Origin of the sequence: Musicola keenii (assembly GCF_014855505.1) — a bacterium.
Taxonomy (GTDB): Bacteria; Pseudomonadota; Gammaproteobacteria; order Enterobacterales; family Enterobacteriaceae; genus Musicola; species Musicola paradisiaca.
Genome location: NZ_JAAWVW010000026.1, coordinates 23351 through 36059 on the forward strand (window position 1 = coordinate 23351; position 12709 = coordinate 36059).

The 12709-nt window shown below is 53.0% G+C and carries 9 protein-coding genes; all 9 read right to left on the bottom strand.

The annotated features are described in order from the left end of the window. Nucleotides 1-218: 218 nt before the first annotated feature. Nucleotides 219-4442 carry a DNA-directed RNA polymerase subunit beta' gene (gene rpoC / locus HEP82_RS18325; protein ID WP_192459386.1) on the bottom strand — a complete coding sequence of 1408 codons (4224 nt, stop codon included), beginning with the start codon at nt 4440-4442 and terminating at the stop codon, nt 219-221. Between the two features lie 106 nt (nt 4443-4548). Beyond that, the gene (rpoB, locus tag HEP82_RS18330) at nt 4549-8577 is read right to left on the bottom strand and encodes a DNA-directed RNA polymerase subunit beta (protein ID WP_192459387.1); all 4029 of its coding nucleotides are present in this window, start codon (nt 8575-8577) and stop codon (nt 4549-4551) included. A 323-nt stretch (nt 8578-8900) separates the two neighbouring features. After that, nucleotides 8901-9269: a 50S ribosomal protein L7/L12 gene (gene rplL, locus HEP82_RS18335; protein ID WP_015855383.1), complete on the bottom strand. Its 369-nt coding sequence runs from the start codon at nt 9267-9269 to the stop codon at nt 8901-8903. Between the two features lie 66 nt (nt 9270-9335). Beyond that, a complete protein-coding gene (gene rplJ / locus HEP82_RS18340) occupies nt 9336-9833 on the bottom strand; it encodes a 50S ribosomal protein L10 (protein ID WP_012882962.1) in 498 nt (165 codons plus the stop codon). 309 nt (nt 9834-10142) lie between these two features. Next, nucleotides 10143-10847, bottom strand: coding sequence for a 50S ribosomal protein L1 (rplA, locus tag HEP82_RS18345; protein WP_192459388.1), 705 nt, complete (start codon nt 10845-10847; stop codon nt 10143-10145). Between the two features lie 3 nt (nt 10848-10850). After that, nucleotides 10851-11279, bottom strand: coding sequence for a 50S ribosomal protein L11 (rplK, locus tag HEP82_RS18350; protein ID WP_192459389.1), 429 nt, complete (start codon nt 11277-11279; stop codon nt 10851-10853). Between the two features lie 145 nt (nt 11280-11424). After that, complete coding sequence (gene nusG / locus HEP82_RS18355; protein ID WP_015848189.1) at nt 11425-11970, bottom strand: transcription termination/antitermination protein NusG; 546 nt, start codon at nt 11968-11970, stop codon at nt 11425-11427. Between the two features lies 1 nt (nt 11971). Further along, nucleotides 11972-12355: a preprotein translocase subunit SecE gene (gene secE, locus HEP82_RS18360; protein ID WP_015855386.1), complete on the bottom strand. Its 384-nt coding sequence runs from the start codon at nt 12353-12355 to the stop codon at nt 11972-11974. Nucleotides 12356-12595: 240 nt separating this feature from the next. Beyond that, on the bottom strand, nt 12596-12709 hold a 114-nt coding region (locus HEP82_RS18365), incomplete at its 5' end, for an EF-Tu C-terminal domain-related protein (protein WP_225622558.1).

Consider the following 12709-nt stretch of genomic DNA (forward strand, 5'->3'; position numbering starts at 1 on the left):
CTTGCGACGGCCCATTCGGGTGAGTTCCATCCATCAGACGGAACGAATCAAAACGCTGAAAGCATCTTAACGTCGCTTGCGTCGGCCTGTTAGAGTGGGGCCGCAGATCATTTTCAAACAGTTGCGGTCATCAAGAAAGATAAGGGCATGAAATTAAAATATAAAAAAACCGCACCTTATCGCTAAGGTACGGTTTTTTATTAGCACTCGGCTGACGATTACTCGTCGTCGCTGCCGCCCAGGCCCGCATTCAGCAGTTCAGCCAGATTCGCAGAAGCTTCTTCAGCACTCACCTGCGGGGCAGACTGCGGTTCGTTCGCCTGACGGCGACGCATACGATCCTGATGGTAGGCATAACCCGTACCGGCCGGGATCAGACGACCCACAATGACGTTCTCTTTCAAACCGCGCAGTTCATCACGTTTACCCGCCACTGCCGCTTCAGTCAGCACGCGCGTGGTTTCCTGGAACGATGCCGCGGAAATGAAGGATTCCGTCGCCAGAGATGCTTTGGTGATACCCAACAGATCACGCGCATAAGTAGCCGGGATCTTGCCGTCTGTTTCCAACTGGCGGTTGGCGATCTTGACGCGCGAAACTTCCACCTGCTCGCCTTCCAGGAACTCGGAGCTGCCTGAGTTGACGATGGTGCCTTTACGCAGCATCTGACGAACGATAACTTCAATGTGTTTATCGTTAATCTTAACGCCCTGCAGCCGGTAAACTTCCTGCACTTCGTTCACGATGTAACGAGTTACAGCATGAACACCACGCAAGCGCAGAATGTCGTGCGGAGATTCCGGGCCGTCGGAGATCACGTCGCCGCGCTCTACACGTTCGCCTTCAAATACGTTGAGTTGACGCCATTTCGGAATCATCTCTTCGTATGGGTCGCCATTATCCATCGGCGTAATCACCAGACGGCGTTTGCCTTTGGTTTCTTTACCGAAGGACACTACGCCGCTGATTTCAGCCAGGATCGCCGGCTCTTTCGGACGACGCGCTTCGAACAAATCCGCAACGCGCGGCAGACCACCGGTAATATCTTTAGTACCACCGGATTCCTGCGGAATACGCGCCAGGGTATCGCCCGCGCCAATCTGAGTACCGTCTTCCAGTTGAACGATGGCTTTACCCGGCAGGAAATACTGGGCTGGCATATCGGTGCCTGGAATCAGTACATCGTCGCCGTTGGCATCGACAATCTTCAGCGCCGGACGCAATTCTTTACCACCGCCGGTACGCTCGGCGCTATCCAGCACCACGATAGAAGACAGACCGGTCAGTTCGTCGGTCTGACGGGTAATCGTCTGGCCGTCGATCATGTCGGTGAAGCGAATGTTACCGCTCACTTCGGTAATAACCGGCATGGTATGCGGATCCCAGTTCGCCACGGTTTCGCCGCCGCTGACCTGATCGCCGTCACCTTTCGCCATCACCGCACCGTAAGGCACTTTGTAGCTTTCTTTGGTACGACCGAATTCGTCGATCAGTTTCAGCTCGGTGTTACGCGAGGTGATAACCAGCTTACCAGCGTTGTTCATCACGAATTTGGCGTTGTTCAGTTTCAGGCTACCTTTGTTTTTCACCTGAATGCTGGACTCGGCTGCCGCACGCGATGCCGCACCACCGATGTGGAACGTACGCATGGTCAGCTGAGTACCCGGCTCACCGATGGACTGTGCCGCGATAACGCCGATGGCCTCACCTTTGTTGATGATGTGACCACGCGCCAGATCGCGACCGTAGCACTTGGCGCACACACCGAAGTCGGTTTCACACCCTACCACGGAGCGTACTTTCACCGCGTCGACCGAGTTTTCTTCCAGCAGGTCACACCATTTCTCGTTCAGCAGCGTGTTGCGCGGAACCAGAATGTCGGCAGTACCCGGCTTCAGCACGTCTTCCGCCGTCACACGGCCCAGTACGCGCTCACGCAGCGGCTCTTTCACGTCGCCACCTTCGATGACCGGGGTCATCATGATGCCTTCGTGAGTACCGCAATCGTCTTCGGTCACGACCAGATCCTGCGCCACATCGACCAGACGACGGGTCAGATAACCGGAGTTCGCGGTTTTCAGTGCGGTATCCGCCAGACCTTTACGCGCACCGTGCGTGGAGATGAAGTACTGGAGTACGTTCAGACCTTCACGGAAGTTCGCGGTGATCGGTGTTTCGATGATGGAGCCGTCTGGCTTCGCCATCAGACCACGCATCCCCGCCAGCTGACGAATCTGAGCCGCAGAACCACGCGCACCGGAGTCAGCCATCATAAAGATGCTGTTAAAGGAAACCTGACGCTCTTCTTCACCGTTACGGTTGATCACCGTTTCGGTAGAAAGGTTTTCCATCATCGCTTTGGCCACACGCTCGTTCGCCGCAGCCCAAATATCGATGACTTTGTTATAGCGTTCGCCTGCCGTTACCAGACCAGACTGGAACTGTTCCTGAATCTCGGCCACTTCGGCTTCGGCTTCGCTGATGATTTCCACTTTCTTCGCCGGGATCACCATATCGTCGATGCCCACAGAAGAACCGGAACGCGCCGCGTAGGCAAAACCGGTGTACATAATCTGGTCAGCGAAGATAACCGTTGGTTTCAAACCCAGCACGCGATAACAGGTGTTCAGCATCTTGGAGATCGCTTTCTTACCCAACGCCTGGTTGACGATGGTGTAAGGCAGACCCTTCGGTACGATCATCCATAGAATGGAACGGCCTACGGTGGTATCGATCAGGCTAGTTTTCGCTTTCCATTCGCCTTGCGGGTCTTTTTCGTATTCGGTGATACGAACTTTCACACGCGCATGCAGTTCAGCCAGGCCGGCGCGGTAAATACGTTCCGCTTCTTTCGGCCCGGTCAGAACCATGCCTTCGCCTTTAGCGTTCACTTTGTCGCGCGTCATGTAGTACAGACCCAACACCACGTCCTGAGACGGAACGATGATCGGCTCGCCGTTCGCCGGGGACAGAATGTTGTTGGTGGACATCATCAACGCGCGCGCTTCCAACTGGGCTTCCAGCGTCAGCGGTACGTGAACGGCCATCTGGTCGCCGTCGAAGTCGGCGTTATACGCCGCACACACCAGCGGGTGCAACTGAATCGCTTTACCTTCGATCAGAACCGGTTCAAACGCCTGAATACCCAGACGGTGCAGGGTAGGCGCACGGTTCAGCAGTACCGGGTGTTCGCGGATCACCTCATCCAGGATATCCCATACCACGGCTTCTTCACGTTCCACCATTTTCTTGGCGGCTTTGATGGTGGTAGCAAGACCACGCAGTTCCAGCTTGCCGTAGATGAACGGTTTGAACAGTTCCAGCGCCATTTTTTTCGGCAGACCGCACTGATGCAGACGCAGGTACGGACCCACGGTAATTACGGAACGACCGGAGTAGTCCACGCGCTTACCGAGCAGGTTCTGACGGAAGCGACCCTGCTTACCTTTGATCATGTCGGCCAAAGATTTCAGCGGACGCTTGTTAGAACCGGTGATGGCGCGACCGCGACGACCGTTATCCAGCAGGGCGTCAACCGCTTCCTGCAGCATACGTTTTTCGTTACGAACGATGATATCGGGTGCCGCCAGATCCAGCAGGCGTTTCAAACGGTTGTTACGGTTGATCACGCGACGGTACAGATCGTTCAGATCGGAAGTCGCGAAACGACCACCGTCCAGCGGAACCAGCGGACGCAGATCCGGCGGCAGCACCGGCAGCACGGTCAGGATCATCCACTCCGGCTTGTTGCCGGACTGCACGAACGCTTCCAGCAGCTTGATGCGCTTGGTCAACTTTTTGCGTTTGGTTTCAGAACTGGTTTCGTTCAGTTCTTCGCGCAGCTGCTCGCATTCCTGCTCCAGATCCATGTTCTTCAGCAGAGCCTGGATAGCCTCGGCGCCCATCTTGGCGTCGAATTCGTCACCGAACTCTTCCAACGCATCCAGATACTGCTCTTCAGTCAGGATCTGACGACGTTCCAGGTTGGTCATACCGCCTTCGACCACTACATAAGATTCGAAGTACAGCACGCGCTCGATATCGCGCAGCGGCATATCCAGCAGCAGACCGATGCGGGACGGCAGCGATTTCAAAAACCAGATGTGCGCAGTCGGCGACGCCAGCTCGATGTGGCCCATGCGCTCACGACGCACTTTGGTCTGGGTGACTTCAACACCGCACTTCTCACAAATGACGCCGCGGTGTTTCAAGCGCTTGTACTTGCCGCACAAGCACTCATAGTCTTTTACCGGCCCGAAGATACGGGCGCAGAACAGACCGTCACGTTCCGGCTTGAACGTACGGTAGTTGATGGTTTCCGGCTTTTTCACTTCACCAAAAGACCAGGAACGGATCATGTCTGGCGAGGCCAGCGCAATTTTGATCGCATCAAACTCTTCGGTTTTAGTTTGCGCTTTCAGAAACTTTAATAAGTCTTTCACGGATTGGCTCCTGTCGGAGTTAGACCTGTCAGGCACCTGAACCATGCCTTAATACACACAGTTCAGGTGCCCCTGTAACGAATGCTCGCAGCGCGTTCGGGCTGAATTACTCGTCTTCCAGCTCGATGTTGATACCCAGAGAGCGGATTTCTTTCAGCAATACGTTGAAAGATTCCGGCATGCCCGGCTCCATCCGGTGATCGCCGTCCACGATGTTTTTGTACATCTTGGTACGACCATTCACGTCATCGGATTTCACCGTCAACATTTCCTGCAGGGTATAGGCTGCGCCGTAAGCTTCCAGCGCCCACACTTCCATCTCACCGAAGCGCTGACCACCGAACTGCGCCTTACCACCCAACGGCTGTTGAGTAACCAGGCTGTACGAACCGGTGGAACGGGCATGCATCTTGTCGTCGACCAGATGGTTCAACTTCAGCATGTACATGTAGCCCACAGTAACCGGACGTTCGAACTGTTCGCCGGTACGACCGTCGTACAGCCGGATCTGACCGGAAGTCGGCAGATCGCCCAGTTTCAGCAGCTCTTTGATTTCCGCTTCTTTCGCGCCATCGAACACCGGCGTAGCGATCGGCATCCCTTTCTTCAGGTTGTCGGCCAGACGCAGCACTTCTTCGTCGGAGAAGGTGTTCAGATCCACCTTCTGACGCACGCCGCTGCCCAGGTCGTAAGCACGCTGAATGAATTCACGCAGCTTGGCCACTTCCTGCTGCTGCTTGAGCATGGCGTTGATCTTGTCGCCGATACCTTTCGCCGCCATACCCAGGTGGGTTTCCAGAATCTGACCGATGTTCATACGCGATGGAACGCCCAGTGGGTTCAGCACGATGTCGACCGGGGTGCCGTTTTCGTCATAAGGCATATCTTCGATCGGGTTGATCTTGGAGATAACACCTTTGTTACCGTGACGGCCCGCCATCTTGTCACCCGGCTGAATCTGACGTTTAACCGCCAGATACACCTTGACGATCTTCAACACGCCCGGCGCCAGATCATCACCCTGGGTGATTTTGCGACGTTTGGCTTCGAGTTTTTTCTCGAATTCGTGTTTCAACTCGTCGTACTGCTCAGCCAACTGTTCCAACTGATTCTGTTTATCTTCGTCGGTCAGGCCCAGTTCCAGCCAACGCTCGCGCGGCAGCTTGTCCAGTTTCTCGGCTTCAACGCCGCCGGCGACCAGCACGTCATGGATACGCGCAAACAGGCCGGCTTCCAGAATCTGCAGCTCTTCAGTCAGGTCTTTTTTGGCCTGCTTCAACTGCATTTCTTCGATTTCCAGCGCACGTTTGTCTTTTTCCACGCCATCGCGGGTAAAGACCTGCACGTCAATAACCGTACCGGAAACGCCGTTCGGCACGCGCAGAGAAGAGTCTTTTACGTCAGACGCCTTTTCACCGAAGATCGCACGCAACAGTTTCTCTTCCGGCGTCAGCTGGGTTTCGCCTTTCGGCGTCACTTTACCGACCAGGATATCGCCGCCGGTGACTTCTGCACCGATGTAAACGATGCCGGATTCATCCAGTTTGGAGAGCGCAGCCTCACCCACGTTCGGGATATCGGCAGTAATCTCTTCAGGCCCCAGCTTGGTGTCGCGGGACACGCACGCCAATTCCTGAATGTGGATGGTGGTGAAACGATCTTCCTGCACCACACGTTCGGAAACGAGGATGGAGTCTTCGAAGTTGTAGCCGTTCCAGGGCATGAACGCGACGCGCATGTTCTGACCCAGCGCCAGCTCACCGAGATCGGTGGACGGGCCATCGGCCAATACGTCTCCGCGCTCAACCGGCTCGCCCAGCGACACACACGGCATCTGGTTGATGCAGGTGTTCTGGTTGGAACGGGTGTATTTAGTCAGGTTATAGATGTCGATGCCCGCTTCACCCGGATACATCTCGTCTTCATTAACCTTGATAACAATACGGGATGCGTCGACATACTGTACGGTACCACCGCGTTTAGCGACCGCGGTAACACCAGAGTCAACCGCAACAGCACGCTCCATACCAGTACCCACCAGCGGCTTGTCGGCGCGCAGGGTCGGAACCGCCTGACGTTGCATGTTCGCACCCATCAGGGCGCGGTTGGCGTCATCGTGTTCCAGGAACGGGATCAGGGACGCACCCACAGAGACCACCTGCTGAGTGGAAACGTCCATGTAATCAACCTGATCGCGACTGAACAAGCTGGATTCGCCTTTGCTACGGCAGGTCACCAGTTCGTCGATGAAGTGGCCTTCGTCATCCAGGTTGGTGTTCGCCTGAGCAATAACGTAGTTGCCTTCTTCAATCGCAGACAGGTAATGAATTTCGTCAGTCACCACGCCATCACGTACACGGCGATACGGGGTTTCCAGGAAACCGTATTCGTTGGTCTGTGCGTACACAGACAGCGAGTTGATCAGACCGATGTTCGGACCTTCCGGCGTTTCGATCGGACATACGCGACCATAGTGGGTCGGGTGAACGTCTCGCACTTCAAAGCCGGCACGCTCACGGGTCAGACCGCCGGGGCCCAATGCGGAAATACGGCGTTTATGCGTAATTTCGGACAGCGGGTTGTTCTGATCCATAAACTGAGACAGCTGGCTGGAACCGAAGAACTCTTTCACCGCGGCGGAAATCGGCTTGGCGTTGATCATGTCCTGTGGCATCAGGGTGTCCAAATCGCCCAGAGACAGACGCTCTTTCACCGCACGTTCTACGCGCACCAGACCGACGCGGAACTGGTTTTCCGCCATTTCGCCCACGGAGCGGATACGGCGGTTGCCCAAGTGGTCGATATCATCGACCTCGCCTTTACCGTTACGGATATCGATGAGCTTTTTCATGACATCAATGATGTCTTCTTTACTCAGGATGCCGGATCCTTCGATCGCGTCACGCAGCAGGGAGCGGTTAAACTTCATGCGGCCAACCGCGGACAGATCATAGCGGTCTTCGGAGAAGAACAGGTTTTCGAACAGGCTTTCCGCCGCTTCGCGTGTCGGCGGCTCGCCCGGACGCATCATGCGGTAGATTTCAACCAACGCGCTCAGGCGATCATTCGTCGGATCAACACGCACCGTTTCGGACATGTATGGACCGTGATCCAGGTCGTTGGTGAACAGGGTTTCGATACGCTTGTGCCCTGCCTGGCTCAGACGAGCCAACAGATCCAGCGACAGCTCCATGTTCGCCATAGCGATAACTTCGCCAGTGTTGGTATCGACATAATCTTTGGCCAACACTTTGCCCGCGATGTATTCCACTGGCACTTCAATACGTTCGATGCCGTCTTTTTCCAACTGACGGATATGTCGCGCCGTGATGCGGCGACCTTTTTCGACGTAGACTTTGCCGTCAGCCTCAATATCAAAAGAGGCGGTTTCACCGCGCAGACGTTCGGGAACAAGCTCCATTTGCAGCTTGTTATTGTTGATTTCGTAAACAATCTTGTCGAAAAACAGCCCCAGAATGTCTTCAGTGGAGTAATTCAGTGCACGCAGAATGATCGTTGCCGGCAATTTACGACGGCGGTCGATACGCACAAACAGGTTGTCTTTCGGATCGAATTCGAAGTCCAGCCAGGAACCACGGTAAGGAATAATGCGTGCGTTATACAGCACTTTACCGGAAGAGTGGGTTTTGCCCTTGTCGCTGTCGAAGAACACGCCCGGACTACGGTGCAACTGGGAAACGATAACGCGCTCGGTACCGTTGATCACGAAGGTACCGTTGTCGGTCATGAGCGGGATTTCGCCCATGTACACTTCTTGTTCTTTGATGTCTTTTACGGTGCCTTCCGGCGCTTCGCGCTCGTAGATCACCAGACGCAGCTTAACGCGCAACGGCGCAGAAAAGGTTACGCCGCGAATTTGACATTCTTTAACATCAAATACCGGCTCGCCCAGACGATAGCTTACGTATTGCAGTTCTGCACTGCCGCTATAGCTCTGGATGGGGAAAACAGAACGGAACGCAGCTTCCAGTCCGTACTGACCCTCCGGATCTTGCTCGATAAACTTCTGGAACGAGTCAAGCTGGATAGAAAGGAGATAAGGTATGTCCAACACTTGCGGACGCTTACCAAAATCCTTACGAATACGTTTTTTCTCGGTATAGGAGTAAACCATAGGGTTCCTCAGCTCGCTGATCAGTGACCCAATCTGTATGCCCTGATAAGGACAGTTCATGCAACACCGTTTATGTCGATCGGAAAGTGGAACGCTTTCCGCAATACCTGTTTCTATCACTCTTAAATCATTTCATTGCGCTTTACACAGAGCAGCTGGCTCTGACGCAGTATATTAAGTCGTCGATAGAAACAAACATTGATGGGAAGCCAGCAGTCAAACAGCGTGAAATACTGCTGGCACCCTACAGCGCAAAAAGGCTGGTGACTAAAAAGTCACCAGCCATCAGTCTGATTGCTCAGACTGCAACCGGAAGGGTTGGCTTATTTAACTTCAACTTCAGCGCCAGCTTCTTCCAGAGATTTTTTCAGAGCTTCAGCGTCATCTTTGCTCACTGCTTCTTTCAGAGCAGCCGGAGCAGATTCAACCAGATCTTTAGCTTCTTTCAGGCCCAGACCAGTTGCGCCACGAACGGCTTTGATAACAGCAACTTTGTTAGCGCCAACAGCTTTCAGGATAACGTCGAACTCGGTTTTCTCTTCAGCAGCTTCAGCCGGACCAGCAGCAGCGACAGCTACAGCGGCAGCAGCAGAAACGCCGAATTTTTCTTCCATTGCAGAGATCAGCTCAACAACGTCCATTACAGACATAGCCGCTACTGCTTCAATGATTTGATCTTTAGTGATAGACATGACAATTGTTCCTAACAATCAGAAATAGTTTATACGTTAGCAAGAGCGATAACAGGAAAAGCGCGATTACGCGGCTTCTTTCTGATCGCGGACAGCAGCCAGAGTGCGAACCAGTTTGCCTGCAGAGGCTTCTTTCATGGTCGCCATCAGGCGTGCAATTGCTTCTTCGTAAGTCGGCAGCGTTGCCAGACGGTCAATTTGAGCCGCCGGAATCAACTCACCTTCAAAGGCCGCAGCTTTAACCTCGAACTTTGCATTCGCTTTCGCGAACTCTTTGAACAAACGAGCGGCTGCGCCCGGGTGTTCCATAGAGTATGCAATCAAGGTAGGACCAACAAACGTGTCTTTCAGGCATTCGAACTGAGTGCCTTCAACGACGCGACGCAGCAGGGTGTTACGAACAACACGCATGTATACGCCAGCTTCACGACCTGCTTTACGCAGTTCAGTCATTTTATCCACGGTAACGCCACGAGAATCCGCAACAACCGCAGACAGCGCACCTTTGGCTACTTCGCTGACTTCAGCAACAATCGCTTGTTTGTCTTGAAGATTTAATGCCATTAGCTTTTGCTCCTGGATTTAGCCGGAAAAATTTCCGGAACTCACTTCACCTGCAACCACATGGAAGGCAGGCGTTAAAACACGGTGAGCAGAATCCAGTAAAAGAAAAATTTTCTTTAGGCTCTGTCACCGTCTACGCAGGAGAATTAAGTTTCGCCAACCTTCCGGTAGACGAAACACCTGCGGTCTTGGACGGAGGCCTGGATCAGGCCAGGCTCCAACCGAAAAATTCGTATTTGTTCACTTATAGAACAATGGGGGTAGGATTATACGTACATCCCCCACCCACGTAAAGAAGAACAAAAGCTATCAGAGCGCAGCAGCGTTCAAACCACTCTGATCAACAGCAACGCCTGCACCCATGGTGGTGGACAGGCTAACTTTCTTGATATATACGCCTTTAGCCTGAGCCGGTTTGGCTTTTTTCAGCGCAACCAACAGGGCTTCTAGGTTTTCTTTAAGTTTGTCAGCGTCAAAATCCACTTTACCGATGGTGCTGTGAATGATGCCGTTTTTGTCGTTACGGTAACGAACCTGACCCGCTTTAGCATTTTTAACCGCTTCAGCAACGTTCGGCGTTACAGTACCCACTTTCGGGTTCGGCATCAGACCACGTGGCCCCAGAATTTGGCCCAATTGACCAACAACACGCATTGCATCCGGAGAAGCAATAACAACGTCGAAGTTCATTTCGCCTTTCTTGATCTGCTCAGCCAGGTCATCCATACCTACCAGGTCAGCGCCAGCAGCTTTTGCTGCTTCAGCGTTAGCACCCTGAGTAAATACAGCTACGCGAACAGTGCGACCGGTACCGTGCGGCAGCACCGTAGCGCCACGAACGTTCTGGTCAGATTTACGTGCGTCAATGCCCAGGTTCACGGCAACGTCAACACTTTCAACAAATTTAGCGGTGGCCAGCTCTTTCAGCAGAGCAACGGCTTCGTTGATGTCATACAACTTGGTTGAATCAACTTTCTCACGGATCACGCGCATGCGCTTGGTCAGCTTAGCCATTTATTAATCCTCCACTACCAGGCCCATGGAACGAGCAGTACCTTCAATGGAACGCGCCATGGCTTCCACATCGGCTCCCGTCATATCCGCTGCTTTGGTGGTCGCGATTTCACGCACCTGAGCACGGGTCACTTTACCTACTTTGTCTTTGTTCGGCTTACCGGAACCAGACTTGATACCAGCCGCTTTCTTCAGCAGTACGGATGCTGGAGGCGTTTTGGTAACAAAAGTGAAAGAGCGGTCAGAATAAACAGTGATAACAACTGGAATCGGCAACCCTTTTTCCAGGCTCTCTGTTTTGGCGTTGAATGCCTTACAGAATTCCATGATGTTAACACCCTGCTGACCCAGAGCGGGACCGACCGGCGGGCTCGGGTTAGCCATACCAGCTGCAACCTGCAGCTTGACATAGGCTTGTACTTTCTTGGCCATTTACAATTCCTCTACTGGGTAATAACGCTTCTCTGGGAAGCTCCCCTGCGGTTTATATACATTTATGCGTTCTGTGGCGCATAAAACAAAGGCGCGAAATTGTAGGTCAATTTCGCGCCGTAAACAAGTATTAAAATCTTTGGGATCAGCCTTTCTCAACCTGAGAGAAATCCAGCTCTACCGGAGTGGCACGTCCAAAAATGGAGACAGAAACCTTCAAACGGCTCTTCTCATAATCCACTTCTTCAACCACGCCATTGAAGTCGGCAAACGGCCCATCATTGACCCGAACCATTTCACCCGGCTCGAACAGCGTTTTGGGACGCGGTTTATCACCCACCTGTTGCAAGCGATTCATGATTGCGTCAACTTCTTTATCGCTAATAGGTGCAGGGCGATCAGACGTACCGCCAATGAAGCCCATCACGCGCGGAACGCTACGCACCAGATGCCAACTGGCGTCATCCATTACCATTTGAACTAGAACGTAACCGGGGAAGAATTTGCGCTCACTTTTACGACGCTGACCACCACGGATTTCGACCACTTCTTCAGTAGGAACCATCACTTCACCAAAGTGATCTTCCATATTGTGAAGCTTGATATGTTCACGCAAAGACTGAGCGACTCGACCCTCAAAACCAGAAAATGCCTGAACGACGTACCAACGTTTCTTTGGAGCTTCGGACATCTTAGAACCTCAGGCCAGTAATAAAGGACACAAGACGGACCAGAATGCCATCCAGCCCCCACAAAATCAGCGACATCACCGCGGTGACCGCTGCGACAATCAGTGTTGTGTGCAGAGTTTCCTGACGGGTAGGCCATATGACTTTACGTACTTCTGTACGGGCTTCGCGCGCAAACAAAACAGTGGATTTGCCTTTACTTGTCAGCAAAGCAACGCCTCCGGCAGCGGCAATCAGAATCACTACGGCTAATGCACGCAACGGCAGACTAAAATCGCGGTAATAGTAATTGCCAACAATTGCAATTATCAGCAAAACGGCAACGATCAACCACTTAAGCGTTTCAAGGCCACGCCCGTTTCCTTGAGCTTCGGTATTCGCACTCATAAACCAACCTGTCACAATAATTCAGACAAAATAATTTGCCCTGTACGATGAGGGCAACCAAACCGAAAGCTGTTCTTGATAACCGGAACAATTCGGGATTTACGCCATCTCAACAGAGCCTATCTCACCAATGATTATACTGCACAATCGCTGATGAGATAGGTTCTACTATGGCAGAGCAGAAAAAGGGCATCAAATGATGCCCTTTTCCCGCGTGTTGCGTCAAACTTTTATCGGCAATTAAGCGATAACTTTAGCAACCACGCCAGCGCCTACTGTACGGCCGCCTTCGCGGATAGCGAAACGCAGACCGTCATCCATCGCGATCGGTGCGATCAGGTTGACTGTCATCTT